Source organism: Sphingomonas sp. 7/4-4 (assembly GCF_027941955.1).
In the GTDB taxonomy this organism is placed as follows: Bacteria; Pseudomonadota; Alphaproteobacteria; order Sphingomonadales; family Sphingomonadaceae; genus Sphingomonas.
In genome coordinates, this window is the sequence record NZ_CP115960.1 from 2,481,619 (window position 1) to 2,508,387 (window position 26,769).

The window sequence follows — 26,769 nt, forward strand, 5'->3', positions numbered from 1 at the left end:
ATGGAACGCACACTCGACGTCCATATCGACTGGCAGGGGAAACCCTGCACGTCGGCCGCCTGTGGGCGCGCTCCAGGGGCAACAAGGAAACCTCCAGCTTCGAATATGCGGATAGCTGGCGGGGACATCCTCACGCCTTCGCGCTCGATCCGATGCTGCCGCTCACGGCAGGCACCTTTCATATCGAGGCCCTGTTCAACGCCTTCACCGATCCGGCGCCCGACCGCTGGGGCCGCAACCTTTGCTGCGCCGCGAGCGCAAGCGGGCCAAGGCGGAAAGCCGGCCCGCCAGGACGCTGCTGGATATCGACTATCTCACACTGGTCGAGGACAGGAACCGCCTGGGCGCTTTGCGCTTCTCCGAAGCCGGTGAGCATTTCCTCGCGGAATCCGGGCAGGCCATCCCGCCGATCATCAATCTCGGCAGGCTCCTCTCCGCCACGACCCGCATCCTCAACGACAAGGAGAGCGACGACGATCTTCGTCTCGTCCTGGCGCCCGGAGCGTCGCTCGGCGGCGCCCGCCCCAAGGCGGCGGTGATCGACGCGGGCGGGCATTTGACGATCGCAAAGTTCCCGAGCCCGACCGACGATTGGCCGGTGCCGCGCTGGGAGGCGACGGCGATGACCCTGGCGCGAGCCGCCGGCATCGACGTGCCCGATTTCGCGCTCCACAAGGTCCAGAACCGTCCCGTCTTCGTCATGCGCCGATTCGATCGGGACGATGCCGGCCGGCGCATTCCCTTCATCTCGGCGCTGACCGCGCTTGGGGCATCCGACGGCGACGTGCGCAGCTATCTGGAACTGCTCGACGTGCTCCGCACCGATGGCGCGGCGCCCGAGCGCGACGCAGCGCAGCTCTGGCGCCGTATGGTCTTCAACGTGCTGATCTCCAACACCGACGATCACCTGCGCAACCATGGATATCTGCGCGACGCAGGCGGATGGCTCTTGGCGCCGGCCTATGATCTCAACCCGATGCCGGTCGACGTGAAGCCGCGCCATCATGCGCTGACGCTGGACGAAGCGGATGATGCGAGCTCGATCGACACCGCCATGGCGGTCGCCGGGCAGTTCGGTCTGAAGCCGGGCGCGGCACGTACCATCGCCGCCGAAGTCGGGGTGGCGGTGCTCGCCTGGCGCGACGTGGCTGCCGACAATGGCCTCACCGGCGAGCAGGTCGAGCGGATGGCCAGCGCCTTCGAGCATGAGGATTTGGCGAAGGCGATCGCCTGACCCGGCGGATGGCGAGCGGCGCGCTCGTGACCCACACCCTCTCCTTGCGGTGCGACAGCTATCTTTCAACCAACGATCGGGGGCGGTGCCCGGCATCGATCCCGTTCGCGACCAGATCGACCGCGCAATTCTCCTGCCGCAGCGCGTGCGCGATGGCGGGCCCCAGATCGGGATCGTCCTCTACGAGCAGAATGCGCATGCCGGTCGGCTACCTCTTCCGCTTAAACCGAAACTGAACACACGGGTTCAGCGGGCTGTGGGTGATGCCTCAGTAGAGATTTCTCCATCGACACGCGAAGGAGAAGATGACGATCTTGAAGGACAGAATGTCGCAGTTTTCGCAGCGCAGTAAGTTGGGTATCGGATCCGCTCTGTTGCTGACGCTGGGCGCGGCCGGTGGCGCGGGCGCAGTTTCGTCGACCCGGCCGGCGATCGAGATGGCGCCGACTGTCGCTACGGCGGTCGCCAAGCTGCCAGTCAGCAGCGGCATCGTGACGGTGCGGGGCCGGGTTGTGGAAGTCTATGGAGACAGCTTTGTGCTTCAGGATCAGACTGGACGGACGATGATCGATGCGGGCCGAGGGGCCGATGCAAGCTCCGGCGTCGGTCAGGACGTCACCGTTCAGGGACGCTTCGAGAATGGCCAGCTCCACGCGTCTTATCTGGTTGGACCGGAGGGGCGGGTGAGTGCGACGGGCCTGGTCGGCGGACCGCCGCGTGGTTCGGGTGGTCCCGGTCGGCCGCACCCCGACGGTCCACCGCCGGCCGTCGGCAGACTGGATCGCGTGGGCGCCGCGGGTTAATTGCGACATTGCAGGTGCGCATGACGAGCAAAATGCGTCGCCTCCGCCCGACGTTCCTTTGCCTAAACCGCCTGCCGAATGAGCTGCCCCGGGCCACGGCAATGCTGTGGCCCGGTTCACAAATCGACGAGCGAGTAAGCCGGGACGCGCCAGTTCGACAAACGACAGGCCACAACTTTCGACGACTGGTTTTGAGGAAAGAGACGCAGGCCTGAATGTCACAAATTGGGCGCATAGCTGCCATTCAAGGTGAGGCTTGCGAAACGGTGATTATCTCGTGATTACTTTCCAGAAAAATCGCACATTTTCTTGATATTTTATGCGTTTAAATCAAGCGTTTAATCACTTTTGCTGTTGAGGTCTGGTATTTCCGCTATTTGCGGGTCTGACGCCTATAAATCCAGTTCCACCCAGACCGGCGCGTGATCGCTGGTCTTCTCCCAGCCGCGGACATGGGCGTCGACATCCGCGGCCCTCAATTTCCTCGCGGCCGGGGCATTGAGCAGCAGATGATCGATGCGCAGCCCGGCGTTGCGCGAATAGGCGTTCCGGAAATAGTCCCAAAAGGTGTAGATCGTCTCGTCGGGGTGCCGCGTGCGCAACGCATCGGTCCAGCCTTGATCGAGCAGCCGGAAAAAGGCTGCGCGAACCTCGTGGGCGAACAGCGCGTCATCGAGCCAGCGCTCGGGTTTGTATACGTCGCGGTCGGTGGGCATGACGTTGTAGTCGCCCGCGATCACCACCGGCGCCTCCATGTCGATCAGCGTCGCGGCATGCGCGATCAGCCGCTCGAACCATCTGAGCTTATAGTCGAATTTGGGTCCCGGCTGCGGATTGCCGTTGGGCAGATAGAGTCCGCCCACCAGCACGCCGCCGATCGCCGCCTCGATATAGCGGCTGTGGCTGTCGTCGGGATCGCCGGGCAGCCCGCGTCGCGTCTCGACCGGATCGCAGCCTCGCGCGAGGATCGCCACGCCGTTCCAGCTCTTCTGCCCATGCCAGATCGCGCCATAGCCGGCGTCGCGGATCGCGCTTTCCGGGAATTTCTCGTCAGGCGCCTTGAGTTCCTGGAGACACACGATGTCGGGGGCGGTCTCCGCCAGCCAGCGCAGCAGCACGGGTAGCCGACCGTTGACGCCGTTCACATTGTAGGTCGCTATCCGCACGCCGCGTCCTCCTCGCCTCGACAAAGGCACGCGGCGTGCAAAGGGTTCCCATTACCTCGGTTGACCCGTCCGGCACCCGCGCCTAGGGGCGGCAATGTGGGTCCGTAGCTCAGTTGGTAGAGCAAGCGACTTTTAATCGAGAGGTCCCGGGTTCGAATCCCGGCGGACCCACCACTCGAAAACCGCCACTAGCCCAAGCTGGCATTGTCATTATTGGGCAAGGAGTGTCATCGACGGGAGAGTTGCTCTCGCGAATCGCCTTGGTTCAAGGTCCGCATTTTGGCACCATTGCAGTAGGCAACCGCGCTTCTCCACCGCAGGCGTCTGCACTTGGCCGTTTGCGGAACGGCCGCTTTGGAGGCGAAGGGAGCGATAGCCGCCGTTCGGAGCGCTCGGTGTGGCCGCCACATGACCAAACCGCTAACGCCCTTTACGCGTCAGGGAGCACGCCGACACTCCGGCACCAACCTTCCAGACTGCGCGCGACGGCATCCTCAACCCGGGTGCCGCGCGTGAACGCCCACCAGATGAGCGCACCCTGCCAGATGCTGGCCATTTGCCATCCCAGCCGCTGCGCCTCGGCATGTTCATTGGCAAGGCGTCGCCCGAGCGCCGTCGCGAGCGATACCCCCAAGCCGCCCCCGCGCGCGCAGCACCGTGTTGCGGAGGTCCTCGCGCAACAGCATCAGCCCGTCGCCAACCGCATAGTCCGCCTCGTCTCCGGGGAGCAGTCGCAGCAGCAGTTCGATAGCTCCCTGCGGGGTCGGCGGCAGCTCCGCATCGAGCGTCGCCGTCGTCGCGGTCAGGCTATCCCATGCATGCGACAGCACCGCGGCGATCATCGCATCGCGCGTTCCAAACCGCTGGACGAGACTTGCGGGCGACAGCCCCGCCGCGTTCGATGCCTTCGAAAAGGTCAGCCCGGCCGGCCCATCGCCCCGCAACGCCGGCAGCAACAGGTCGAGCAGTGCGACGTCCGAAACGGTCTTGCTTCTTCCCATGTCAAATTTATAAATGATCGTTCGTTTATGTGCAAGGAGATGTTGGGTGGCGAGTATCCTGGGTTATATAGCGACCAGCCTCGATGGATATATTGCGACCGCGGATGATCGCCTTGACTGGCTGTTCGCGCATGAAGGGCTGGACCTCGGCGAGCACGACTATCGCGTCTTTCTTCAGCGTATCAGGACCGTGGTCATGGGGCGCGGTACCTACGACTTCCTCGAGAATGACGATGCGCCATGGGCGTATGGAGACCAGCGTGTCCTCGTGGTTACCTCGCAACCCATCGTCACCCCGAAGGGCCCGCTCGCAGTTCGAACCGACGTGGATGCGCTTGTCGAAGAACTCCGGGCACTGAGCGACGGTGACGTCTGGATCCTCGGTGGCGGGCAGTTGCAGATGGCTTTTATCGAGCGAGGCGCGCTGGACGAGATCGAGATCTACGTCATGCCGGACCTGATCGGCGGCGGACGCCCTTTATTCCCCGCAACCGGGGTCCGCGCGCACCCGCGGCTGCTGTCCGCCGAGGCTCTCGATCGCGGCTGTGTGCGCCTCCATTATGCCTTTGATCGAAACATCGCTCCTGCGCCTCTCTGAAGGCGATGCCAAAACCTTGGGCCGTGAGCGCGATCCGCCGCGCGTCTTGGCCAAAAGCTCTCGACACGATCGTCAAGGTCGGGCGGGCGGCTCTTCAGGCTCCTTCCCGGTGGCACCGAGCGCGCGCATCACGAACAGCGCTGCCAACGCAAAGGCGATCACGACCAGGCTGAATAACCCGCTCAGGATCAGCCGTCGGTTGATCAGCTCGCTGCGCGGCCAGATCAGGCTGGTCTGGCCAGCAAAATCCTGGATGAGAGTGCTACAGTCCATGCCGGGATTCTGAGCGACGTAGCGCGCCGCGTCGGGCAACAACGTAAAGCCGATCACCATCGGATCATCGCTGTCATAGCGGCAGGTCCAATGGTCGCCGAGATACGAATATGCGCCGAACAGGACGATTGCGAGAAGCAGGAAGCTGCCGCTCGCGATTGCATAGAACCGGCGGTTTTCCCTGCTTGGCCGGCCGCTGGAGAGCGCGAAGACGACGCCGATGATAATCGCCAGCGCAAACTCGACGAACCTGCCGATCGTTGGCGGCGGCTCGCCGACCGCGAGGCGTGGCGGCGACACCACGAAGATGACGATCAGCCCGACAAGCCAAGTCGCGGCCTGTGCCGGCCATGCCCAGATTTTCTTCAATTTGGAGCGGTCCCAGAAGGCACGACCAGATCGAGGTCGATTGCATCGCTCGAGGCGATGCCGATATCGGCACGCTGCCGCGAGACGACGACATTGTCGTAGAGCAGCAGGAACTCGTAGCGCCCAGGCGGCAAGGCGCGCGAAGTCGGGCTGCTGAGCTTGGCGAAGCGGAACATGGGATTGGCCGCCCCGGCCAGCGCGACCGGGTTTGCGCCTACCACCAATCCGCGCACTTCACCGCTGGCGCGTTTGGTGTGGACGGTCACCTGGACATAGCCGCGGAGCGCATTCGCCGCCCCCAATTGCCGCGCCTGCACCTTGAGCATCAAATCGGCGTTCACATCGCGGACGATTTCGAGCGATCTTGTGTCGGATGCAGTCCTGGCGGTGGCCAGCAAATCGGCCTGCGCGATGAGCGACTTCGCATAATCGCGCCGCTCGGCCTGCGGGATGCTGGCGACGCCGCCGTCGAGCTGCTCGATCCGCGCACGAAGCTCGGATAATTCGACGACCGGGATCTTCGATCCCGAAGTCGCATCGGCTGCGAGTGAATCCGCAGTGGTCTGGAGCGAGTCGATTGCGGTACCGACCGATTGCGCGCGCGCCGCCGGCGCAGTCAACAATGCTGCAGCGAGAAAGCCAGTCGCGAATCGCATCGTCTTGTATCTCCAGCGAGCGTACAATTGGGTGGGCGATATTTGCCCTGAACCACTATGCAGCAAGCTACACGAGCATAGAATGGGCGTCGATGCTGTTGTTCATCTTGGCTTTGGGGGAACGGCATGCGCATGTTTTTCGACCCGCCTCGCAAGCGCCTTCGCACTTCCCGTCTTATTGTTACCGGCGGAGTTGCCCTTGCGGCGCTTTGTGCTTCGCCACTTCGCGCCCAATCGAGCGACGCTCAGGCCGAACCCCCGCAGCTTCGCAACTATGCGTTCGCCGACGCGGAACTGCCGGCCGCACCACTTTTTCGATCGCCGATCTCATCCTTGCGATAGATGGCTTGCAAGGCACGGCGACGGTGAAGCGCGGCCAGCCCGAAGCGGTCTGCCCAAAAGCGGTGAGCGCGCGCAGCGAGCGCTTGCGGTGCGAACTGCTCGGCCGCGCCGGCGAGCTGCTGACGGCGGCCGGTTCCAGCGCGATCCCGGGCAAGCTCGACGCGCTCGACAGTTGGATCCTTGCCGGTCGCTACGACATGGGCGGGCGGTTCTACTCGCTTGCCGAAGAGTATGGCGGAAGGCACGTCGAGGATATCCGCAAGCAGCTGGGGCTCGGTTCGATCGATTTCGTGCAGGAGGCCTTCAAGGAGCTCGATCGAGCGCGGCTAAAGGCGCCGAACAGCAAGGTCAGCTTCGTCTCGGGCGGCGGTAGCTTCACCTTCGCGCAGGGCGCGATCACGATCGACACGCTCGGCATCAAGCGCCTGATCGTCGCCGATTTCCTGTTCGTCCGTAAAGGTTTCGTGCGGCTGTCGGATTGCCTCGCGCGCCGCTGGGTCGATGCGCGGGCGGAGGTGTTTTGCAACAATGTGCTCGAGCGCACACGCGTCCTTGAGGGGATGGACAAAGCGAGCTTCAAGCCGGCCAAGCCCGGCGTCGATCTGGTCATCGGTCCTGGAGGAACGGTCGGTGACCTGATCGCAAACTGGCGCGACTGGTACGGGCTCAGTTATGCCGAAGCCTATTTCGACGAGGCCTGGAGTTATCTCTTTGCGCTATCTCGCGAAGCGACGACCCGCAGCGGGGCAAGCAGGTGTTCGGGCGCCTGCGCCGGCGATCCCGCGGCCTATGTCGGCGGCGCACGCGAGGCGCTGTTGCGCCAGATGATGTTCGTGATCGCGCACGAGCTCTCGCATCAACTACTTGGTCATGCCGACAAGCCGACGCCGTCCGGCGGAAGCGAGGACCGCTGCGAGCTGGCGCTGTCGGTCGAGACGCAGGCCGATGTCTTCGGCGTGCTTCTGACGCGCCGCGTCGCGCCAGCGCTGGCGGGTGAAGATTACTGGACATGGGGACCATTTTTCGACGGCTATGTTGCATTATTCGAATCCGCCCGCTCACGCTGCGGCTATTTCTCCGGGCAGGCGCGGCACATCATGTTCGAGGTGTTCTACACCGATCAGACCTGGAACAACTGAACGATCGGAGCGCAGGTGCCCGCTCGGGTGCTTTAGGAGTCAGGCGATGGAAGCCAGAATTGACGGTGCGACGGTGAGGCCCCTAGTCAATAGGTCGGCGGCCATAAACGCCGGCTGCGCCTCCTGGGATCGACCTCAAAGAGGATCGGGGTCTCGCGGGGTCGGCGGGTGCGTCGATCGAGCGCCAAATCCTTCGGATGAGAGATGGCCCGTCAACAGCAATATCATGGTGGCTTCCATGGCCCGAGGGGCATGGATCGCGTGCGGGTCCAGCCGGTGCCATTCACCTGGCCCGAGCCGCATCGGTGCGCCGTGGAGCGCACCGGCGAGGACGTAGATTTCTTCGCCCCGATGATGGCGGTGCGGGCGAATCCTGGTGGCGGGATCGAAGGTAACGAGCGCAACTTCGTGATCTGAGACGCGCAGATCGCACCTCCGGACACCCGGAATGATTCCTGTCCGCCAGACGCGATTCCCGGGATTGACGATGGTCCGCGACGCAGGACCCGCATGCCTTTTTCGAAAGTGAAACAGCGTCGCGCCTGCCTCACCGGCGGTAAGGTCCGAGCCGCCGTCCATGGCGACATAGGCGCCTGTTGCCAGATCGCGGCCGTCCAGCCTCAAGCCACCCGTCAGCACGAACAGATCGTGCCGGCCCTCCTCGACGGTCATCCGTTCGTTCGCGGAGAGCCTGACCAGTCGGGTGAGATGCTCCGCGGGTCCCGCGGAAAGCATGCCATCGCCGAAAGGCAACGCATTCAGTCGATCCTCAAGCCCTTGCGGACTGAAGGCCCTCGAAGGGGTCGACCAGGGTGACGAATTCGACACGTGGTCCTCCTGGAATCGTACACATGAAGTGCTTCGCAAGTCCGTCGGCACGCGGCTCGGGCGCGAACTCGATATCCGCGCCCGCATCGGCCACTCGGCCATAGACCAGATCGAGCGCCTCTATGTCTCGCACCAGTAGCGCGACATGGTGAAGGCCGACATTGCGTCGCCTGTCGAAAGGTGCGCTCGCGGCTGGATTCTCGATCTGCCAGAGGGTCATCATGGTGCTGCCGTCCGTCACCATCGCAGCCGGATAGGACGGACGCTCGCCGACCAGCCGAAATCCCAGGGCGTTCTCAAAGAAGGCGCGCGCCGAATCCAGATCCGAAACGCTCAGCCCCACATGATGAACGCCTTGAGTCAGCGCTTGCTGCGTCATTCCGTGGCCCTTTGACTGGGAGTGAACAGATCTGTTCATATCAGGTAATGGACAGATCTGTTCAGGTCAAGCTATGCCGAGTGTTCAACCGGGAGCCCATACGATCATGGCACAGCCGCGCAGGGAGCATCTCGTCTCGACCGCTTCGGAGCTGTTCAACCGACTCGGATATCATCAGTGCGGCGTGGACGAGATCATGAGGCTGTCGGGCGTTTCGAAAACCACGCTTTACAAGCATTTTCCGTCCAAGGAGGATCTGATTTTGGAGGTGCTCCGACGGCGGAGCGGATTGTTCCTCGAACAAGTCCGTACCCGCATCGAGGTGCGGCGGAGACGTGATCCGTCGGCACCGCATCATGCGCTGATCGGGGAAATCTTCGACATCCTTGACGAATGGATCGGCGGCGGCAGTTTTTTCGGCTGCAATTTCGTCAAGGCGGCCACCGAATATGGCAATGCCAAGAATCCAATTCACGCACATGCAGTCGGTCATAAAAGCCGCGTGAAAGCGATCATAGTCGAGTTGCTTTGGGAAGTACCAGGGCCGGAACGGGACAGCGTCGCTGAGCAGATCATGATTGTCATCGACGGCGCTATCAGCACCGCCCAGGTGCGTGGTCGCGACGACGCAATCCACAACGCCAGGGTGATCGTTGCCGGGATCCTGGTGCGGTTCCGACTTACGTAACGTGTGCCACTCGGGCCATCGCACCCGCAGGTTTTGGGATAGCGCGCAGCCATCTCAAAAAACGCCCGACGCCAGCGGTCGAAAACCGGCAAACAGTGCCAACATTCGAGTTAGGCTCCTTTCCTGTTCATTTTTCAGGAGCGCGGAGAATCGATGACTGAGTGTGCCGCGGGCTGAGCGCCATTTGCTGCCACAGGCGGCTACGGTGGCTTTGAAGCAATCCGGTCAATCGACAGCGATTTGCACAAGAGATTTTTACACTGCAGCTGCGACCAGCTTTTCTGTCGAGATCAGATATTTCGATGACCAGCGATATGCTGCATCACTGCGGCATCTGCGCGATTCTCGCGACGAGCTGCGCCTGACTCTTGGTCTCCGTCTTATGAAAGATATGTTTGAGGTGAAATCGCACGGCGTTGATGCTCACGCCGTTGTTGGCGGCATAGTCCTGTGGGGTTTGCCCGTCGACCAGAGCGCCGACGACGCGTGCTTCCGTTGGCGTCAGTCCGAACCATTGCGCTAATCGGTCGATCTCCAGGACAGGTCCTTCACCGACCCCGCTTCCGATGGTGATGATCATCGCGGCGTCGGCGATCGCACCGCCAATCGTCGGAACGAGCTTTGGCTTGATCAGTACTCCCAGCACCGGCCGTTCGCGGCCTGAGCGGTCGATCGCCTGGAAGGCGAGGTCGTCCCGGATCCCCCAAGCCCCATGTTCGCGAGCTTCCGCTGGCCCGCTGCATCGACAAACGCCAGCTTTCCGCCCGTGGTAGTGATCAGGCCGGTCTCTACATAGTGTTCGACGCGGTCATTGACCGAAAGGATGTTGAGATCCTTGTCGAGGCTGATCAGAGCGTAGCGCGAACGGTTTGCTGCGGCGCGCGCCGCACTCGCCACCACCTCCACGCTGGCGATGCGCTGGCTGATCCTGACCGCCCGCTGGATATGCGGACCAAGAACCCGCAGGCCGCGCCGCAGCATCGTCAGGTTGCGATCACCCGGGCCGATCAGCAACAGGCCGAGCCGCGCGCCGTCGCTCCGATCGAGCATGAGGCAAAGCGTCCGGTCCACATTCATCGCTGCGAGAAAGTTCTTGTAGAGCCCGGTCTTGCGAAGCTCCTCGCGCGGCAGGATATCGTCCGTGTCGATCAATTGCCCGTTGCGCGCCGGCCACGTCCGCCGCGACCATGGATTGCTGTAGGCGAAGACCGCGCTGTAGGTCGATTCGACCCCCGGCCCGACATTGGTGGACGCGATGAACCTGGCGCTTGGCGGGTTGCGTCGCTCCAGCATCAGGAAGGCGGTCCGCCAATCAGGCGGGCATAGCGCAAGCCGGATCTGCTCGATCGTCGCGTTCCACCGGGACGGATCGAGCGCGCACTCGTAGATCTCGCCGATCAGATGATCGAGCGTCTCCCAAGCTAGCGGCAGATCGTCAGAATGAACGGATTGGCCGGGTCCGACGACACCAACCGCTAGGTGCAGGACGATTTTGCAGCCTCCTACCCAAACAGAGAGCGTGGGGCAGCCTAGTGCTGCGGCATTAGTCAATCAACGGCTGATGTGCGGTGCACAATGAACGGCGTCATCGAGCGCCGCCGCACGAAGCGCCGTGGATACGCAACACCGCGGCGGAGGAAGTCCGCCGTCCTGACCGACAAGGGTAGTTCGATGACCAATGTATCGCAGTCGCTTTCCCGTCGCCCCGGCCACGCAGGCCGTGCCACCGCCGCAGCCGTCGCCACCGCCGCGCTCGGCCTGCTCGCCGCGCCGGCGGCGGCCCAGGTGTCCGCCGTCACCAACGGAGGCCTCAATGTCGACGGCAAGAACTCCACCTGCGTCAACGTCGACGGCCAATTGTACGTCGTCAACGGCGACGATTGCGATCCCGGCGGGCCGCTGACCGGCGTGGACCCCGACCAGTATCATTTCCTCCGGGGCATCCGCTTCGGGTCGGGTACGACCGCGACCGAGTTGAGCAACGACGGCAGCGCCACTTTCGGCGGTGGCACCACGTTCAACGGCGGCGCGCAGTTCAACGGCCAAGTCGGCTTTACGGGCGTCACCCAGATGCAACAGCTCAATTCGTCGAGCATCAACAACAGCGGCCCGCTGACGACCAACAGCATCAATGCCGGATCGCTGAACGTGAACGGCCGGGGACGCTTCACCGGCGCATTGTCGTCGGACAGCTTCTCCAGCAACTCGGCGCAGCTCACGCATCTCCAGGTCGGCCTGGAATCGGTGTTCAACACCTCGGTGACGATCAGCGGGGGTTGGCGCTCACCGCCGGCACTGCGATCGACGCGGGCGGAAACCGCATCCAAAATGTCGGGGCGCCGGTCGCCGGAACCGACGCGGCGAACAAGGACTATGTCGATACCGCGCTGACCACGGTGCAGGGCAGCGTCACGACGCTGAGCAACACCGTCGCCAGCCATGAGACGCGGATCACCGTGGTCGAGGCGCAGAACATCCAGCAGGACAACCGGCTGACCGCGGTCGAAAACACCAACACGGTGCAGGACAACAGGCTGACTTCGGTGGAGAACGTCAATGTCGCGCAGGACGGCAGGCTGACCACCGTGGAGAATACCAATATCGTGCAGGACACACGGCTGGGCGCAGTAGAGACCGAGAACGTCACCCAGAACATCCGGCTGACCTCGATCGAGAACGTCAATGCCGGCCAGGATTCGCGGATGACTGCAATCGAGGCGGTCAACACGATCCAGGCGAACCAGATCAGCACGCTGCAGGATCAGGTCGGCGACCTTCGAACCTCGGTCACCGGGCTGCGCCGGAACATCCAGGAGGCAAATGGCGGCATCGCGGCGGCGGTGGCACTGGGGGCACCATGGTCGTCCCTGACAGCGATGTATCAATGTCGTTCAACCTGGCGACCTATCGCGGGCAACAGGGCTTTTCGGGCGCCATCGTCGGACGCGTGGCACCGAAGGTCTATATCAACGCAGGGGTCGGGGGATCCACCGTGCGCGGGTCGGCCGCCGGGCGCGTCGGCATCAGCTTCGGGTTGTAAGCGATGAAGACGCTCGGAAATCTGGCGATCGCAGTGGCCGTCGCCGGCAGCCTCTTTGCGGCCCTGATCTTCGCCGAGGCGAATTCGCCGGGTGTCGACTTGGGCGCGGTCAAATTCGTCCTGCCGATGGTCCTTGGCTCTGGATTATTCACAGGGCTGAACCGACGGGCGGGCAATCGCAAGATGCCGGTGGCGAACGATGTCCGGAAGACGGAACTGCTCGCCTTTCCGCCGCGCCCCGGGAGCGGCTGGATCGTCGTGATGCGCGAGAAGAGCGCCGCTACGGCGGCACTGGGCTACGATGTCTTGGTCGACGATGTCGGGATAACACAATTGATGCCGAAGCGTTTCACCATGATGACCTTGCCGGCGGGGATGCATCGCCTCTTTATCGATGTTCCGGGTGCCCGCAGCGATTTCGCGGTCGTGCCGCTCGATATCACGGTTACGCCGGGCGCGATTCTGATCTTCGCGATCCGGTCATCGATGGGCGTGATGCGGAGCTCGCTGCGGTTCGATCCCGTCGCCGACACGCCGGCGTTGCGCGCCACACTCGCCCGGATGCAGCTGGTGGAATCCCATGGATAACGACGATGCTTGAGATGCTGGGCGCGCTGATCCCACAGTCGATTGCCGCGGCGCTGCCGCTATTGGTCTTCGCGACGACCGGCATCGTCCTGCTGCTCTGCAGGAAGACGACCCGGTCGGCTCCGCTCGCGCCGTCAGAGACCGCAGCGGACGGGACGATGATCGTGCCCGTGCGCGGGCTCTATCTGCGCCGTGGGGGCTTCGCGGGGGATTTTCGCACAACAACGTCAATCCGCGCTTCGCCATCGCGGCGGACGGTATCCGCTATCGGGTGTTCCGCGAGAACCGGCTGTCTTTTTCGGACATCGACCATGTAGAGGTTCGCGAGCGCTTAGGGTTCGTCTACCTGCTGTTCGTGAATGCCGCCGGCCCTCGCTTGCTCAGCGTCAATGTTGGGGATCGCGTCACCGCGAAGCGGGTGCTGGATGCACTACCCCCGACCCTGGCGCTCGCTCTCGAGGCTGCGACGATCCGCGATGGCGCGGCAGCCGCCGGGACACGGGGCCTGCGCCTGTATCGCGGCCGGTTTGCCTAGGGTCAGGACTCATTGATGTGAGCGTCGCGATCTGATTCAGGCTCCGTGAGGAGACTGCTGGGGTTCGTCAATATCGCTTTCGAACGTCGGCTAAGCTCGCCCGTTCCGCCAGAAACTGCCAGTCCGGTTGCGGCCCATTTGCAGTCGTTCCGACATATAGGCGCCGATCTCAAAAGCAGACATCGATTTCGCGTGCGATTTTAATCGCCGGCGTTGTCCGGTCTCGCGTGATTATCCCGTCTAGCCACCTGCCCGATCACAATCGGCTGATTTCTTGATGAAGCAGCGGTGGGCACGGGACGGCGTGCCTGGCGCAATCGTCGCGTGTCCACCGCAAATGGGGATATTCGACATGCGTAATACAATGCTGCTCGCTGCTTCGGCGCCGTTTGCGATCGCCGCCGCGTCCATGCTGCCTTCGGCGGCTCAAGCCCAGAACGTGATCTGCAAGAACACGGCGAACGCCGACGCCGGAACCATCGCGCCCGGCAAGGACAACGATGTGGCGTGCGGTAACAATGCGTCGATAACCGGCGACGGTAGCGTAGCCATCGGCGCGGAGACGACCGCTGCAACGCGTTCGACGGCGGTGGGATGGCAGGCCAGTGCCGACGATGACTCCACAGCAATCGGTCGGGCGAGCACCGCGGCGGGCACCAATGCAATAGCCATCGGCAATGGTGCCAGCACGTCGGCGCAATACACGGCTGCCATCGGCACGTCCTCTCAGGCGTCCGGCTTCATCTCAGTCGCGGTTGGCGCATTCTCCAAAGCGAATGTCACAGGCGCAACAGCACTCGGCAGCTCGGCCGAGGTGCTGGCGTTCGGTGGCGTCGCGTTGGGATCATACTCCGTTGCCGACCGTGCCAACACCGTGTCCGTGGGCACTGCGTCATCGCAGCGCCAGATCGTCAATGTTGCTGCCGGCACGCAAAGTTCCGACGCCGTGAACAAGGGCCAACTCGATGCTGCGACAGCGGATGATCGCCTGTCCGCCTTTGCCGGGAACATCAACGGCGATCGCGGAGTATCGGCCATTGCTACCGGGCTGGAATCGATTGCGATCGGTGGCGACAGCAATGCCACCGGCGGAGGGCTTGCGCTCGGGCGGCGTGCCACGACCACCGGGAATTTCGGCACCGCGATCGGTCAAGACTCACGGTCGACGGCGGACAACGCCATTGCCCTGGGGGCGTCGTCGCTCGCCGACCGCGTCAACACCTTGTCGATTGGTCGCGTGGGTGCGGAGCGTCAGATCGTCAACGTCGCGGCCGGCACCGCCGCGACCGATGCGGTGAACAAGGCACAGCTCGACGCGGTCGCCGCTTCGGCAGGTGCAGTCAAATCGGGCACTGGCGCCAACAGTCTGCAGACCGCCAGCAGCACCGCCAATGGCACTGGCGCCGTAGCGCTGGGTCAGGGGCAGACTGCGACGGGAAACGGGGCCGTGGCGATCGGCGATCCGAACACGGCGACCGGCAACGGTGCCGTCGCGATTGGAGCGGATAACATCGCCAACGGCGATGGCGCCGTCGCGTTGGGGCTGACGTCTAACGCACAGGGGACGGCAGCCATTGCGCTGGGCCTGGAAGCGAAGGCCCAGACGACCGGATCGATCGCGGCCGGATTGCGCGCGGATGCGCAGGGTGATGAAGCGCTCGCTATCGGCGCCGATACGATCGCAGGTGAATTCGGCACCGCGCTTGGCCGCGGCGCCCGGGCAACCGGCGGCAGCTCCAACGCGACTGGCGGCCTGTCGCTCGCGTCAGGTAGTTTTTCCACCGCCAGCGGTACGCAATCGCAGGCAACGCAGGCTTACTCGACGGCTACGGGCGCGCTGGCTGTGGCGACCGGTGATCGCACGACCGCTACCGGCGGGCGATCGACGGCGAGCGGCGATATGAGCGCGTCATACGGTTATGATTCGGCGGCAACGGCGACGTTCTCGACCGCAATCGGCACGACCGCGCAGGCCACCGCGTCCGGCGCGACCAGCCTGGGCTATTCCGCCAACGCAGCCACGCGCAATTCGATTGCGATCGGCAACGGAGCATCGGCAACATTGGCCCCCGGCGCTGGTGGCGGCATCGCCCTGGGCAGCGGGGCTACAACGACGGGTGGTGGCTTGGCGATTGGTGGCACGACCAGTGCTGCCACGACCGCAACCGGAGCGTTCTCGACTGCAGTCGGTAATGGTGCAACGGCCACGGGCGGCGTGGCGGTCGGCCGCAACGCGACAGCCGCCGGCGGCAGTGCCTTCGGCAACAACGCAGTGGCCAATAGTCAGGCGGCAGCGGTTGGCGACAATGCACAAGCCACCGCTTTCCTTTCAACGGCGGTCGGTCAGGGAACGGTTGCAAACAACTTGAGCGCCACGGCGCTGGGTGGCCAATCGCGCGCGACGGGCGCGGCCGCCACCGCCGTCGGTTCAAGCAGTGTCGCAAGCGGCGACTCATCGGTAACGCTGGGTCAGTTCAGCGGGGCCAGCGCGACGCGCAGTACGGCACTTGGCGCCAATGCCCAGGCAATGGCAGCGCGATCGACTGCACTTGGAAGTGGTAGCGTCGCCGACGAGATCGATACCGTGTCGGTGGGCATTTCGGCGGCTGCGGCCGCGACGTTCAACACGACCGCATCGACCAAACGGATCGTCAACGTTGCCGATGGCGTCAATGCGAACGATGCGGTGACCAAGGGACAGCTGGATGCGGCCGTGTTCACCGCCGGCGGCAATGCCGCGCTCGCGCAAGCCACCGCCGATACGGCGCTGGCCAACGGCGCGTACTTCCGCGCCAACAGCACCGGCGCGTTGCCGCAGGCGACGGGTGCCGAAGCGATTGCGGTCGGCGGCGGCAGCGTTGCCAGTGGCGCACAATCGGTTGCGATCGGCTCGGCCGCGCGTGCGGTCGGCGGCAAGGCCGTGTCGATCGGCGCGGGGAATATTGCATCGGGTGATGGCGCCGTTGCGATCGGCGATCCCAATGTCGCGACCGGAACCGGTGCCATTGCACTGGGTGCGAACAACACCGCGACCGGCACCGGAGCCGTCGCGCTCGGTAACGGGAGCAGCGCAACCGGGGACGGATCGGTAGCGATCGGCAATGGCGCGGTGGCGAGCCGCGCGGGGCAAGTCGCGCTGGGGACGTCGACATCGACCTACACGGCCGCTGGTATCGCCTCGTCGGCGAGCCGGGTCGCCCAAGCCGGGGCACTCTCGCTGATCACCACTGATGCGTTGGGCAATCTGGCCACCTCCACGCTCGATGTCACCCGGCTCGCCGGACTCGACGGGCGTGCCACGGCACTCGAGAATCGCGCGACGTTGCTGGAGGGCCGAACCGGTGCTCTGGAGAGCCGCACCAGCGTGCTCGAGAACCAGACCCGGGTGCTCGGGCGACAGGCCCGCGCCGCCAATGGCGGTATCGCCGCAGCCATGGCGCTCGGCGGCACCGTGATGCCACCGGACATGACGGTGGCGGTATCGTTCAACCTCGCCACCTATCGCAGCGAGCAGGGCTTCTCGGGTGCCATCGTCGCCAGGGTGACCGATCACGTCTGGGTGAGCGGGGGATTTGCGGGCTCCACCGTCAAGGGCTCGACCGGCGGGCGCGCCGGCATGACCTTCGGCTGGTAAGGCGGGCGCTGGCTGGCCGGGGATCTCATCCCGGTCAGCCGCAACCCCGCGTGCAGACGCTGCCCAAGTCGATTAAATGAGACCAGGCGGGCGCCCGTGATCGGGTGCCCGCTTGCCATCGGCGCGCCTTGGCCGCATGAAATGCCCGTCTTGGGGTGGGCGCAGCGTAGCAATGGACAGGATCACCGGGCCGGACGGTAAATTGCCGGTCGCCGACGAACTGATCGAAGGCCTCTACGCCGAACTTCGCGCGATCGCGCGCCGCGAGCACTTCCGCGCCGGATCGCCCCAGACGCTGCAACCGACTGCGCTGATCAACGAAGCCTATATGAAGCTGCGCTCGCGCGAGGGCTGGGACAGCCAGTCGCAATTCCTCGGCTGCGCGGCCACCGCGATCCGCCACATATTGATCGACGCCGCGCGCGCCCGGCTTGCCTCGAAGCGCAATGCGCCGACCTACAGCTTTACCCAGCAGCTCGATTCGCTTGCCGCGGCTGTGCCCGAAGACGCCGATGTCATCCGCCTCGGCGATGCGCTGAAGCTGCTGTCCCAGGTCGACGCCAATCTTGCGCAGGTGGTCGATTGCCGGTTCTTTGCCGGGATGGACGAACGCGAGACCGCGGCCGTGCTCGGCGTCAGCGACCGTACCGTCCGGCGCTGGTGGGTCCAGGCACGCGCGTGGATTCACCACGAGATGGCGACGGCCTAACCGGTCAATCGCGCCCGCAACGCCGGCAATCCCTTGATATAGCTTGCGCCGGCAGGCCCAGCGCGCGGAACAGCTTCTCGGCCTGGTCCAGCGCCGCGAGCGCCTCGACGCGCTTCCTTGCTTGAGCAGGGCGATGGTGCGGGCGCGCAGGACGATCGGATAGAAGGGGTTGGGCGGCATCGCCTTCACGATCGGTTCGATCCGGTCGAGCGTGCGCATCGCCGCTGCCGGGTCACCGGCTTCGGCCTGCGCTTCGGCCAAGGTCGCGCCCACGACGATGGTGGGCGGCGCGGCCGGGCTCAGTTTCTCGATCGACATTGCCTCCGCTTCGGCCAGCGAGCGGCTCGCTTCGGCATATTTGCGGAGCGCGAGCTGCGCGCGGCCGAGCTGGAGCAAGTCGACCGCCAGCCCCGCCGAGCGCCCGAAGCGCGCGCGCCGCTTGGCGGCAACGTCGGCGAAAACGGGTTCCGCGGGTCCGGGCTGCTCCAGCTTCAACTGGCGCACGCCCTTCAGCTGGGCGATCGCCAGGCCCTGCATGCTGGCTTCCTGGCCGGTTCGCTTGAGCACCGTATCCGCACGCGCGAACACCGCAGGCATCGCGTCGAGCTGATTGGCCTCGAGCATATAGACCAGCAAGTTGTTGTAGATCGTCAGCAGGTCGCGGTGATTCTCGACATAGACCCGGTCGGCTCTAGGGAGCGTGTCGCCGAGCAGCTTGATCGCCTCCTCGACCTTGCCCGTTCGCCGCAGCAGCTGGGCCCGCGTCACATCCACGTCCAGCAATTCGCTGGCGAAGCGTTCGGGATCGCGCCGGAACACGGGTTCCGCCGCGTCGAGCAATGGTGCGATCTCGTCCGTCCGGCCCAGGCTCGCGGCGGCGGCGGCGGCACGTGTCTTGAGCTGCGCGGTGGCCACCTCGTCGCCCTTGCCGATGCCGCGCGCGAGCGCGCGGGTGACCAGCGAATCCTCGCCCGCCACATCCTCGATGTTCGAATAGAGGTCGAACAAAGTGTTGATCAGTGCCGCCGACCGCGTGCTGGTATCGACCGAACCGACCAGCCGCTCCGCAGTCTGGTCGAGCATCTGCTTGAGCGTGGTGTTCTCGCCGGCATCCGATTCCGCAGTGTCGCGGACCATCACCGTCAGCATCTGGTTGATCGCTTCGGAGCGGCGTGCCTCGGCGAGCGCGAGATCGCGTTCGATCGCGGTCTGGCGCGCCTGCCATGCGATCCCGGCGGCACCGACCAGCAGGGCCACCAGCGCCGCCGCGGTGGCGGCAGTCGCCCAGCGATAGCGCCGGACGAACCGGCCGATGGCGTAGCGCGTCGATCCGTCGCGTGCGCGGACGGGCTTGAGCGCTTGATGCCGGGCGACATCCTCGGCAAGTTCGGTCGCGCTCCGGTAGCGGTCGCCGGGCGCGCGCCGCATCGCCTTCAGGATGATGGCGTCGAGATCGCCGCGGATGCGCGCCGCGGGGACGGGCGCGTCGTCGCGCGCCGCCGCGCGGCTCGGCAGCGCCGGATCCTCATATAGCACACGCCGGATGATCGCCGGCACAGATGCGCCTTCGCGGTGCCAGGGGCCGACGCCGGTGACCAGTTCGTACAGCAATATGCCGAGCCCGTAGACGTCGGTGGTGACCGACGCCTCGTCGCCATCGAGTTGTTCGGGCGCGGCATGTTCGGGAGTCAGCATCGCCTGGGTCACGATCGGCACCGCGGCGGTATCGTCGAGCAATTTGGCGATGCCGAAATCGAGCAGGCGCGGCCTGCCACTGGCTTCGATCACGATGTTCGACGGTTTGATATCGCGGTGGATGACCAGATGGCCGTGTGCATAGGAGACCGCTTCGCAGACGTCGCGAAACAGAGTCAGGCGCGTGTCCAGATCAGCCTTGTGGGTGCGACACCATGCATCGATCGGCTCGCCATCCACATATTCCATCGCCATGAACGGGCGTCCGTCCTCGGCAATGCCGGCGTCGATCAGGCGGGCGATGCCGGGATGCTCCAGCCGCGCGAGCAAGCGGCGCTCGCGGGCGAACATGTCGCCCCGGTCGCTGGCTTCGGCGCGAAGCATCTTGAGCGCGACGCGCTGTTCGAAATCCTCTGTCGTGCGATGCGCCAGATAGACTTCGCCCATACCGCCGCGCCCGATCAGGCGATCGATGGTGAAGCCGCCCACGATCTGCCCTTCGGAGAGCGAGCGATAGCCTGTGGGGCCGCCGGGCAGGTCGATTGAGGGCGCCGCCATGTCGAGGATTCCGTCCGCGCGGGCAGCTGCGAGCAGAGCCTTGGTCTGGCTGACGATCGCCGGAGGCTGGGTTGAGCGCTTGAGCCGGCGTTCCTGCTCGTCGGGCGCCAAATCGACCAAATCCTCGAACAATGACTGGATTGTGGCCCAATCCTTCTCGCTTACTCCATGCATGCTGCACTCCCCCGGCGTCGGTGGAGGCTATGGGAGTGCAGGACGAAGCTCCAACGAAAACGTCACCGGGAAAAACTTTTGCCAGTGTGTCCGCTCTCGCGCGCTTTCGCCGTCTTGCCATCCACAGTTTCAGGTTGGGAGAGAGTCGATGATCGCGCTTCTCAAGGCCCGTATGGGCGCAACATTGCCGATGATCGGCGCAGGACTGTTGCCAGCCGCACCCGCGCTGGCGCAGGGCGCGGCGACCGACCTGTTCCTCGTCGAGGCCGACTCCGCTGGCGACACGCGGACGGGACTGTTCCAGATGACTCCCGATAGACGCGGCTTTCGCGGCATGGTGCGCAAGAACGATCCGTCGGCACGCGACGCCTATGCCGATTACTACACGGCAGAGAAGACCAGCAACAAAGCCGACAGCTGCTGACCCTCAGGATCGGAGACAATCTCATGCGCATCACGCTCGCCGCTGCGGGGCTCCTCGCCGCCACCGCCTGCTCGCCATCACCGGCAACGCCGCCCGCCAACGACACCGCGGCCACTGCGGGGCCGGCCGAGACCGCGGCCGCTGCAAGCGGAGACGCCGCCCCCAATATCGCCGCGCCGAAGCGGCAGGCTGGCCTCTGGACCTTCAGCCACGTCGCGGCCAATGGCGACGAACTATGGACCGATAAATTGTGTGTCGGGGAGAAATCCGAAGGCGGATATTCGGCATTTCGGCAAATCGGCAATGGCGGCGACTGCACCGCGCGCAACTTCACCAGGACGCCGGACGGCTACAGGTACGTCACGGTGTGCGGGGTGCCCGGCATGAAGCCGGTGACGACCAAGGGTACGCTGACCGGTGATGTCCGGACCGGTTATACGCTGGACGAAGTCCTCGACTTGAGCGTCGAGGGCGACGACCAGAAGATTGTCGCCAGACACACCGGCGATTGCCCTGCGGAGCTAACGGACGGGCAGATGAAGGACGGCAAGATGGGCATGATCTATTCGGTGCTTATGCGCTGATCGCCACCACCGGGTTGCAAGTCCGCTGAGTATTATTGGCGTGCCTCGAAGGGAAAGAGGGAAATCCATCGCCTTCATCAAGCACGTGTCGTGTGGCGGATTTGACGGATCACTTTGCGCCGTCCCGGTAACTACCGTCCACACACTTCTGCTTGCGCTCAATTATCGCCGTTCCAACCCGCGCCGGCGGGCTCGCCGAAGGATGGCTATCCACTGCCGGCCACGCGATAGCTGCCAGTCGACTACCGGCCGCCGTTTGCCACGAACGGCAGCTATGCGCCCAACCGTCGCCGTTCCGCTGCAACACTGGCGATTCCGCAAGCCGTCGTACGTTCACGTTCGGCAGCCGCCTCGCGAAAATGGCCAATTTCGCCAATCCGAAAAGATTGTACACGTTTGGCTGGAGAACTAGTGTCACGCTAGGGTGAAATACTTCCGGCCTGGATTGTCCGGGGCTGCAAAGGCGGTGCGATACTGATCAAGCGCGAAACAACCTGCGACAGGGATGCGCAGGTTGATTTGGGCGGCGAAGGCCAGCAGTTGCCGGATGCGCGCCTCGTCTACTGCATCGGGTGCGGCGAAGAAGTAGCGGTAGATGTAGCTTCGGATCTCCAGCCCGTTCAACAGAAGGTCGAGATTGTGGAGCTCGAACGGTTCGCTTGCGAAGCCGCCATAGATCACCGCGCGTGAGCCGAACCTCAGCGTGCGCATCAACTCGCCGAGTGTTGCGCCACCGACGCAGTCGATCAGTCCGTGGGTTCCACCATCGGTGAGTTCGAGCACGGCCTGTCCGAGATCATTCACCTCATCCAGCGCGAGCACTTCGGTGGCGCCGAGCGATTTCAGATCGAGCGAGTCCCGCCGTGAGCGGACGATCGACAGGATCTTGATCCCCACCGCTTCGGCAAATTGGCTGAGGATCGTTGAGACCGTCGCATGGCCACCGGTGACCGCTAGCCATTGGCTCTTGATGACGCCTGACTGTTCGATCAGGTCCCAGGCCGTGACGAGGTTCATGAACTCGGCGCCGAGTTCATGACGATAGCCGGTTGGCAGGGGATCGCCTTGGCCGCGGGAACCGCGGCATACTCTGCCCATGAGCCTCTGTGCGTCACCGCAACGAGGGTGCCTGCGCTCAGATCGACGCCTTCGCCCACGGCCTCGACAAGACCGACGCCGTAATTCCCGGCCGTTTCGCCGGGCAAGTGGGGGCGCACCGGCTCCGGATACAGGCCTTGGGTGAAAAGCGTGTCCCCAGGGATGATCGGTGAGAGCAGCAGGCGGACGAGCACCTCGCCGCTCGCCGGTCGCGGCTGCGCAACATCGCGCAAGCTGATGACCTCAGCCGGCGAGCCGAGTCGATCGAACATCAATGCCTTCATCTGTAGCCTCCTGCGTTGAGCAGGGAGCTAGCATCAGGGCCTCGGCTGGATAATAAGGGTAAAAATCAACTCAGTTTTGCGTTTTTGACTGGAGTGAAGTTTGGTGACAGCGGCGCCTCGATTGAGCCTCGACGAGATCGACACCTTCCTCGCCGTGGCCCGAGCGGGAAGCTTCGTCGGCGCGGCACGGGAGACGGGAGCGCCGGTAAGTACCGTGAGCCGTCGGGTAGCGGCCCTGGAACGACGCCTGGGCGTACAGTTGCTCAAGCGCAGTACAAGAGCTCTCGCGCTCACCTCGGATGGGGAAGCGTTCGCTGACCGGTGCGGCGCTGCGATGAGCGAGATTCAGGCCAGTGTAAGTGCTCTTCAGGACCGTGCGCCGGAATTGCGCGGGCCCTTGCGCGTCACAGCGCCTCAATATGCATGCAATGCCGAATTCGGCCCGTTGCTGCTCGACTTTGCCTCGCGCCACCCCTTGCTGGAACTGGATCTTCGGCTGACCAATGGGACGCCCGACCTGATCGACGACAACATCGACCTGGCCTTTCAGCTGACGCCGTTGCCGGACGGTCGGCACGTCGCCAAGCGGCTCTGGACGATCGCCTATGTGCTCTGCGCGAGCCCGGCCCTGATCAATCGGCTGGGGATCGGGCGGTTCGAGCATCCGCGAGAGCTGAAGTCGGTGCCTTGTGTCTGGACCCCTCCAATCAACACCTGGCGCTTCGAACATCCGACATCGGGCGAGCTGTCCATCTCGCCGCGTACCTCGGGGGCGAGAGTCGACGATCTCGGACTTGGCCTGCACGCGGTTCTGGCTGGGCTTGGCTTCGGCTATTTGCCGCGTGGCCTTGTGGAGGCGCATCTCGGAGCTGGCATTCGAGAAGTCACGGTCGAGGGCTGGCGACCGATGCCGCGCGAACTCTACGCACTTTATCCGCCATCCCGCCAACTCTCACCCAAAGTCCGCGCGCTCATCGACTTCGCCCTGGCCGCGCGTGCGGCGCATCCCTAGGTGCTGTATCGAGACTTAGCGGCAGGAACCGAATGTCCCGGCGCGCATCGGCGTCTCTCGTCGGCAGTCTCAATCCTTTGCGCTAATCCGAACCAGCGCTTCATTGAAAGGGCGGCTTTGCGCCCGGTAGCAATCGTCTGACGGACATTTGTGCAGCCCCGAAAGCTGTCACTCTCGCGCCGGACTACGATATTTGCCCACTTGGACGACGGGCGAGTCACTACGACGAGAATACCAACTCGGTACCAACATAAGGTCGAACTACCTTCTGCGGCATCACCCGCATCGCCTCCTGGATGAACACATCGCCGGTACAGTGCATCGGCACCACATAGGTGGGATCGATCGCCTGGGACTCGGCGACGGTTCGTCTTGCCTCCTCTTCGGTGCGCGGCCGCACGTCTTTGCGCGCGATATCGAATGCGCAGGATCAGTAGAGCCGCCACTCGGTATCCGGATCGGCATCCGCGGTTTGCATGAAATAGCCGATCGCGCGCGCGGCATCTTCCGGCGCTACGAAATGGTCCGCAGGCAACATTGTTTCGTCGCCACCCCACCAGATCGTGCCGGGCCCGGGGCCGGCAGGCGCGGGATTATGAGCATAGATGCGGCTGTGATCGCGATATTCGAGCTGCAGATAATAGCCTAGGCCGGGGTCCAGCGAGACATATAGATATTGGCGGATCGGCCCGGCGGCATATTCGACGCACGACATTCCGGTCACGCCGTTCCAATATTCCGGGTCGGCGGCGATCACGGCACGTAGCAGCTCCGCGCGATCCGGCTCGTCCGCCTCTCGTTTGCCGCCATGCGAGAACCGGATCACCGCCCGCGCCCCTTGTAGATCACTGGCTGCGGCGGCGGGGCGTTGAAGAAATAGACGCGCAATTCCTTGATTCCGAAATAGCCCGCCAGCCGATCGAGATGGTTCTGGCAGGATTCGCAGGTATCCCGGTCGACGAACAGTTCGACCACTTCGGGCATCGTACCGCGCCGCAGGCTCGCGGCATAGAGCGCGGCGAATTCGGCGTGGGTGAAATGCTGCTGCGTATTCTGGCTGGCGGTGGGGTCGGCAAAGCCCAGCGCATGCATGATCGCCCGCATCGCCTGGATATCCGCCGCGGTCATCGTGGTGCGCTCGGTCGGCATGCCCGAATTGGTGCCGTAGAAATGATCGTCGCCGACATGCGCGACTGCAACCGTGCCCGTCTTGTCGCCCCGCACATATTCGGGAAGGTCGTTCTCGTCGCGGAACTGGGTGATCCGCGCCATCTCGGTATCGAGCGGACCGCCGCTCAGCAGCGGCACCAGCGGCACGTCGCCGCCACCCATCAGATGGCGCGCGGGGAACACCATGCCCCCTCTAGCGGCGTCAGCACCCGCGCATCGGGCAGCCCGTCGTAGCGGATGACGGCGATCCCGCCATGGACTTCGATCAGGGTGCCGCGGCCGTTTATCGGATGGTCGACCCGCATGCCGGGGACCAGTACGTCGCCCGGCTTGAGCGGCGTGCGGCTGGGATCGAACGGATTGAAATGCGGGCCATACGGCACGTCCCCCGAAGCGACGCGATCGCCCGGCGCATAGCCGATCTCGTCGATCATGCCCTGTCCGATTCCGGCCACCGGGATCGCCGCAGCCTTCGAACGCGACTTGCCGCTCACCAGCCAGGGAAAGAGAGCGCCGAGTCGCTGGCGCGCGTCCGGATCGAGTCCGCCGCTGCGGAACTGCTGCTCGATGAACGATTCGAACCCGGCCGACGATTTGGTCCCCGCCCTCGCCGCATATAATGCGAATTGCGCCTCGATCAGCGCGCGCTCGCTGCGCCACATGTGGAGCACCAGCGGAGATTCGAGCAGATAGGAGTGGAGTCCCGGCAGATCGGCGGGGAGTCCCGCGGCGTGCAGCGCATTGATATTGTCGAGCGTCTGGCGGAATTGCGGGCCGATCACTTCGCGCAGATAATTGAGCCGCGTCGCGACATGCTCGAATTCGGAGCTGTTGCTGCGCGCGCGGATTTCGGCGCGGAGGCGCTGGACGATCTGCTGGCGTTCGGCGAGCGTCCCCGCCGTGAGATACTCGCGGATCAGCGCCTGGTGATCGGAAGGCATCGCATCGACCAGCGCGCGGACGACCGCCGCCTGCGCCTTGTTCGGAATCATGTCGACGACCATCTCGAGTGCCTGCGCCGCGCGTCCCTGCGGGCTTTGCGCGATCGGGCCCGGATCGACGATGTGGTGGATCTCGACGCCACCGGTCGGCACCGGCGTGAGGTCGGTCGGCGTGACCGTGTCGACGACCGAAGGCTTCGGAGTCGCGGGTGTTTCATCGTCCGCAGGCTTGAGGGTGGCCGGCGGCACCTCGTCCGCAGTGCGCACGGCCAGCCCACCCTCATCCGCGTCGGCACCGACGCCGCGGCGGAAGCCCATCTGGGCGTTGAACAGGTCGGCAATGCCCTGGTTGCGCACCGCCTGCTGATCGCCGCCGCCATAGCCGCTGGTCATCGGCCCGCCCAGTTCGCCCAGCACGAGATGCGGCGCGCCCAATTCGGGCCGGCCGGTCCGCGCAGCAAGATGCTCGAGGAACGCCTCGAAGACCCGCCCGCGATTGCCGAACGCGTCGAGCATGCCGAAGGGCAGCCCGCCACCCTCGGGCATCGCCAGCGGCATGCGTGCGCCTCGGAACGGCACGACATCGCCAAACAAATGCGTGTTCGCCATCACGAACCGCTCCCACAGGATGCGATGCGTACCGCCGGGGCGCACATCGACCGTCGGCCCGAAATCGCGGCCCCGCACCATGAATGGGAAGATCTCGCCACGCGGCACGCCGCCCTTGGTGGCATAGGTCTCGGCGGCGCGCACCCGCGTGGTGAGATAGAAGCCACGGCCAAAATCGTCCTCGCCGCCGCCGGCGATTCTGGCCCATCTGCACGCCGGCTTCGCGGATCGAACCGGC

29 protein-coding genes, 1 tRNA gene and 2 pseudogenes are annotated in these 26,769 nt (G+C 64.5%); 17 read left to right on the forward strand and 15 right to left on the reverse strand.

Annotated features, from left to right (window positions below; translation table 11 throughout):
• Window positions 1-59: 59 nt before the first annotated feature.
• The 4 genes and pseudogenes from PIB19_RS23685 to PIB19_RS12490 all read left to right on the forward strand — a co-directional run.
• Window positions 60-197: pseudogene (locus tag PIB19_RS23685) on the forward strand (hypothetical protein); the annotation flags it as partial.
• Between the two features lie 44 nt (window positions 198-241).
• Window positions 242-1,234, forward strand: a complete 993-nt coding sequence (locus tag PIB19_RS12480) for a type II toxin-antitoxin system HipA family toxin (RefSeq protein ID WP_271237622.1) — start codon at window positions 242-244, stop codon at window positions 1,232-1,234.
• Between the two features lie 85 nt (window positions 1,235-1,319).
• Window positions 1,320-1,586 (forward strand): hypothetical protein, encoded by a 267-nt coding sequence (locus PIB19_RS23690; protein WP_443018609.1) that lies wholly within the window; start codon window positions 1,320-1,322, stop codon window positions 1,584-1,586.
• A gap of 1 nt (window position 1,587) precedes the next feature.
• A complete protein-coding gene (locus PIB19_RS12490; RefSeq protein WP_271237623.1) occupies window positions 1,588-2,037 on the forward strand; it encodes a hypothetical protein in 450 nt (149 codons plus the stop codon).
• A 392-nt stretch (window positions 2,038-2,429) separates the two neighbouring features.
• On the opposite strand, the gene xth is transcribed toward PIB19_RS12490, so the two are convergent.
• Entirely contained in the window at window positions 2,430-3,203 is a 774-nt protein-coding gene (gene xth / locus PIB19_RS12495; RefSeq protein ID WP_271237624.1) for an exodeoxyribonuclease III, read from the reverse strand.
• 98 nt (window positions 3,204-3,301) lie between these two features.
• Between xth and PIB19_RS12500 the strand changes: the two genes are divergently transcribed.
• A tRNA-Lys gene (locus tag PIB19_RS12500) sits at window positions 3,302-3,377 on the forward strand.
• 413 nt (window positions 3,378-3,790) lie between these two features.
• Here PIB19_RS12500 and PIB19_RS12505 read toward each other — a convergent pair.
• Complete coding sequence (locus tag PIB19_RS12505) at window positions 3,791-4,204, reverse strand: hypothetical protein (RefSeq protein ID WP_271237625.1); 414 nt, start codon at window positions 4,202-4,204, stop codon at window positions 3,791-3,793.
• 46 nt (window positions 4,205-4,250) lie between these two features.
• On the opposite strand from PIB19_RS12505, the gene PIB19_RS12510 reads away from it, so the two are divergent.
• Window positions 4,251-4,802, forward strand: coding sequence for a dihydrofolate reductase family protein (locus PIB19_RS12510; protein ID WP_271237626.1), 552 nt, complete (start codon window positions 4,251-4,253; stop codon window positions 4,800-4,802).
• A gap of 72 nt (window positions 4,803-4,874) precedes the next feature.
• Here the strand turns inward: PIB19_RS12510 and PIB19_RS12515 are convergent, their stop codons facing one another.
• Window positions 4,875-5,444: a hypothetical protein gene (locus tag PIB19_RS12515; RefSeq protein WP_271237627.1), complete on the reverse strand. Its 570-nt coding sequence runs from the start codon at window positions 5,442-5,444 to the stop codon at window positions 4,875-4,877.
• Entirely contained in the window at window positions 5,441-6,100 is a 660-nt protein-coding gene (locus PIB19_RS12520) for a hypothetical protein (RefSeq protein WP_271237628.1), read from the reverse strand. Before PIB19_RS12520 ends, PIB19_RS12515 begins: the two co-directional genes overlap by 4 nt.
• On the opposite strand from PIB19_RS12520, the gene PIB19_RS12525 reads away from it, so the two are divergent.
• Window positions 6,067-7,581, forward strand: coding sequence for an ImmA/IrrE family metallo-endopeptidase (locus PIB19_RS12525; RefSeq protein WP_271237629.1), 1,515 nt, complete (start codon window positions 6,067-6,069; stop codon window positions 7,579-7,581). The genes PIB19_RS12520 and PIB19_RS12525 overlap by 34 nt on opposite strands.
• A gap of 135 nt (window positions 7,582-7,716) precedes the next feature.
• Here PIB19_RS12525 and PIB19_RS12530 read toward each other — a convergent pair whose 3' ends face one another.
• Both PIB19_RS12530 and PIB19_RS12535 read right to left on the reverse strand, forming a co-directional pair.
• Window positions 7,717-8,253 (reverse strand): cupin domain-containing protein, encoded by a 537-nt coding sequence (locus tag PIB19_RS12530; RefSeq protein ID WP_271237630.1) that lies wholly within the window; start codon window positions 8,251-8,253, stop codon window positions 7,717-7,719.
• A 97-nt stretch (window positions 8,254-8,350) separates the two neighbouring features.
• Window positions 8,351-8,827 (reverse strand): VOC family protein, encoded by a 477-nt coding sequence (locus PIB19_RS12535; RefSeq protein WP_271237631.1) that lies wholly within the window; start codon window positions 8,825-8,827, stop codon window positions 8,351-8,353.
• A 67-nt stretch (window positions 8,828-8,894) separates the two neighbouring features.
• Between PIB19_RS12535 and PIB19_RS12540 the strand changes: the two genes are divergently transcribed.
• The gene (locus PIB19_RS12540) at window positions 8,895-9,476 is read left to right on the forward strand and encodes a TetR/AcrR family transcriptional regulator (RefSeq protein ID WP_271237632.1); all 582 of its coding nucleotides are present in this window, start codon (window positions 8,895-8,897) and stop codon (window positions 9,474-9,476) included.
• Window positions 9,477-9,798: 322 nt separating this feature from the next.
• Here the strand turns inward: PIB19_RS12540 and PIB19_RS12545 are convergent, their stop codons facing one another.
• A complete protein-coding gene (locus tag PIB19_RS12545) occupies window positions 9,799-10,122 on the reverse strand; it encodes a helix-turn-helix transcriptional regulator (protein WP_271237633.1) in 324 nt (107 codons plus the stop codon).
• Entirely contained in the window at window positions 10,107-11,027 is a 921-nt protein-coding gene (locus tag PIB19_RS12550; protein WP_271237634.1) for a hypothetical protein, read from the reverse strand. Before PIB19_RS12550 ends, PIB19_RS12545 begins: the two co-directional genes overlap by 16 nt.
• Before the next feature lie 120 nt (window positions 11,028-11,147).
• On the opposite strand from PIB19_RS12550, the gene PIB19_RS12555 reads away from it, so the two are divergent.
• The 6 genes from PIB19_RS12555 (at window position 11,148) to PIB19_RS12580 (ending at window position 17,982) form a co-directional block, all read left to right on the forward strand.
• Window positions 11,148-11,867 carry a hypothetical protein gene (locus tag PIB19_RS12555; RefSeq protein ID WP_271237635.1) on the forward strand — a complete coding sequence of 240 codons (720 nt, stop codon included), beginning with the start codon at window positions 11,148-11,150 and terminating at the stop codon, window positions 11,865-11,867.
• A complete protein-coding gene (locus tag PIB19_RS12560; protein WP_271237636.1) occupies window positions 11,753-12,523 on the forward strand; it encodes a hypothetical protein in 771 nt (256 codons plus the stop codon). The genes PIB19_RS12555 and PIB19_RS12560 overlap by 115 nt, the downstream gene beginning before the upstream one ends.
• Before the next feature lie 26 nt (window positions 12,524-12,549).
• Window positions 12,550-13,104, forward strand: coding sequence for a hypothetical protein (locus tag PIB19_RS12565; RefSeq protein ID WP_271237637.1), 555 nt, complete (start codon window positions 12,550-12,552; stop codon window positions 13,102-13,104).
• 271 nt (window positions 13,105-13,375) lie between these two features.
• Entirely contained in the window at window positions 13,376-13,639 is a 264-nt protein-coding gene (locus tag PIB19_RS12570; RefSeq protein ID WP_271237638.1) for a hypothetical protein, read from the forward strand.
• Window positions 13,640-14,003: 364 nt separating this feature from the next.
• Window positions 14,004-17,273, forward strand: coding sequence for a YadA-like family protein (locus PIB19_RS12575; RefSeq protein WP_271237639.1), 3,270 nt, complete (start codon window positions 14,004-14,006; stop codon window positions 17,271-17,273).
• A gap of 172 nt (window positions 17,274-17,445) precedes the next feature.
• On the forward strand, window positions 17,446-17,982 hold the full coding sequence (locus PIB19_RS12580) for an ECF-type sigma factor (RefSeq protein WP_271240977.1): 537 nt from the start codon (window positions 17,446-17,448) through the stop codon (window positions 17,980-17,982).
• 1,599 nt (window positions 17,983-19,581) lie between these two features.
• Here PIB19_RS12580 and PIB19_RS23075 read toward each other — a convergent pair.
• Window positions 19,582-20,409, reverse strand: a pseudogene (locus PIB19_RS23075) (serine/threonine protein kinase); the annotation flags it as partial.
• Window positions 20,410-20,557: 148 nt separating this feature from the next.
• Between PIB19_RS23075 and PIB19_RS12590 the strand changes: the two are divergent.
• A complete protein-coding gene (locus PIB19_RS12590) occupies window positions 20,558-20,833 on the forward strand; it encodes a hypothetical protein (RefSeq protein ID WP_271237640.1) in 276 nt (91 codons plus the stop codon).
• Window positions 20,834-20,856: 23 nt separating this feature from the next.
• Complete coding sequence (locus PIB19_RS12595; protein WP_271237641.1) at window positions 20,857-21,417, forward strand: DUF3617 domain-containing protein; 561 nt, start codon at window positions 20,857-20,859, stop codon at window positions 21,415-21,417.
• Between the two features lie 414 nt (window positions 21,418-21,831).
• Here PIB19_RS12595 and PIB19_RS12600 read toward each other — a convergent pair whose 3' ends face one another.
• Both PIB19_RS12600 and PIB19_RS12605 read right to left on the reverse strand, forming a co-directional pair.
• The gene (locus tag PIB19_RS12600; RefSeq protein WP_271237642.1) at window positions 21,832-22,434 is read right to left on the reverse strand and encodes a zinc-binding dehydrogenase; all 603 of its coding nucleotides are present in this window, start codon (window positions 22,432-22,434) and stop codon (window positions 21,832-21,834) included.
• Window positions 22,431-22,799: an alcohol dehydrogenase catalytic domain-containing protein gene (locus PIB19_RS12605; protein ID WP_271237643.1), complete on the reverse strand. Its 369-nt coding sequence runs from the start codon at window positions 22,797-22,799 to the stop codon at window positions 22,431-22,433. The genes PIB19_RS12600 and PIB19_RS12605 overlap by 4 nt, the downstream gene beginning before the upstream one ends.
• A 121-nt stretch (window positions 22,800-22,920) precedes the next feature.
• Here PIB19_RS12605 and PIB19_RS12610 point away from each other — a divergent pair, with 121 nt between their 5' ends.
• The gene (locus tag PIB19_RS12610; RefSeq protein WP_271237644.1) at window positions 22,921-23,811 is read left to right on the forward strand and encodes a LysR family transcriptional regulator; all 891 of its coding nucleotides are present in this window, start codon (window positions 22,921-22,923) and stop codon (window positions 23,809-23,811) included.
• Window positions 23,812-24,031: 220 nt separating this feature from the next.
• On the opposite strand, the gene PIB19_RS12615 is transcribed toward PIB19_RS12610, so the two are convergent.
• The 4 genes from PIB19_RS12615 to PIB19_RS12630 are packed head-to-tail and all read right to left on the reverse strand — an operon-like array spanning window position 24,032 to window position 26,675.
• The gene (locus PIB19_RS12615) at window positions 24,032-24,211 is read right to left on the reverse strand and encodes a hypothetical protein (RefSeq protein WP_271237645.1); all 180 of its coding nucleotides are present in this window, start codon (window positions 24,209-24,211) and stop codon (window positions 24,032-24,034) included.
• A 30-nt stretch (window positions 24,212-24,241) separates the two neighbouring features.
• Window positions 24,242-24,637 (reverse strand): Imm1 family immunity protein, encoded by a 396-nt coding sequence (locus tag PIB19_RS12620; RefSeq protein ID WP_271237646.1) that lies wholly within the window; start codon window positions 24,635-24,637, stop codon window positions 24,242-24,244.
• The gene (locus PIB19_RS12625; RefSeq protein WP_271237647.1) at window positions 24,634-25,164 is read right to left on the reverse strand and encodes a hypothetical protein; all 531 of its coding nucleotides are present in this window, start codon (window positions 25,162-25,164) and stop codon (window positions 24,634-24,636) included. The genes PIB19_RS12620 and PIB19_RS12625 overlap by 4 nt, the downstream gene beginning before the upstream one ends.
• Window positions 25,143-26,675: a hypothetical protein gene (locus PIB19_RS12630; protein WP_271237648.1), complete on the reverse strand. Its 1,533-nt coding sequence runs from the start codon at window positions 26,673-26,675 to the stop codon at window positions 25,143-25,145. The genes PIB19_RS12625 and PIB19_RS12630 overlap by 22 nt, the downstream gene beginning before the upstream one ends.
• Between the last annotated feature and the right edge of the window lie 94 nt (window positions 26,676-26,769).

What these genes read in the sequence shown, in the direction of transcription:
- PIB19_RS12505 (WP_271237625.1), bottom strand. Translation starts at nt 4,204, where the DNA reads ATGGGAAGAAGCAAGACCGTTTCGGACGTCGCACTGCTCGACCTGTTG.
- PIB19_RS12525 (WP_271237629.1), top strand. Translation starts at nt 6,067, where the DNA reads ATGCTGCAGCGAGAAAGCCAGTCGCGAATCGCATCGTCTTGTATCTCC.
- PIB19_RS12520 (WP_271237628.1), bottom strand. Translation starts at nt 6,100, where the DNA reads ATGCGATTCGCGACTGGCTTTCTCGCTGCAGCATTGTTGACTGCGCCG.
- PIB19_RS12530 (WP_271237630.1), bottom strand. Translation starts at nt 8,253, where the DNA reads ATGACCGTCGAGGAGGGCCGGCACGATCTGTTCGTGCTGACGGGTGGC.
- PIB19_RS12535 (WP_271237631.1), bottom strand. Translation starts at nt 8,827, where the DNA reads ATGAACAGATCTGTTCACTCCCAGTCAAAGGGCCACGGAATGACGCAG.
- PIB19_RS12540 (WP_271237632.1), top strand. Translation starts at nt 8,895, where the DNA reads ATGGCACAGCCGCGCAGGGAGCATCTCGTCTCGACCGCTTCGGAGCTG.
- PIB19_RS12555 (WP_271237635.1), top strand. Translation starts at nt 11,148, where the DNA reads ATGACCAATGTATCGCAGTCGCTTTCCCGTCGCCCCGGCCACGCAGGC.
- PIB19_RS12575 (WP_271237639.1), top strand. Translation starts at nt 14,004, where the DNA reads ATGCTGCTCGCTGCTTCGGCGCCGTTTGCGATCGCCGCCGCGTCCATG.
- PIB19_RS12580 (WP_271240977.1), top strand. Translation starts at nt 17,446, where the DNA reads ATGGACAGGATCACCGGGCCGGACGGTAAATTGCCGGTCGCCGACGAA.
- PIB19_RS12590 (WP_271237640.1), top strand. Translation starts at nt 20,558, where the DNA reads ATGATCGCGCTTCTCAAGGCCCGTATGGGCGCAACATTGCCGATGATC.
- PIB19_RS12595 (WP_271237641.1), top strand. Translation starts at nt 20,857, where the DNA reads ATGCGCATCACGCTCGCCGCTGCGGGGCTCCTCGCCGCCACCGCCTGC.
- PIB19_RS12600 (WP_271237642.1), bottom strand. Translation starts at nt 22,434, where the DNA reads ATGAACCTCGTCACGGCCTGGGACCTGATCGAACAGTCAGGCGTCATC.
- PIB19_RS12605 (WP_271237643.1), bottom strand. Translation starts at nt 22,799, where the DNA reads ATGAAGGCATTGATGTTCGATCGACTCGGCTCGCCGGCTGAGGTCATC.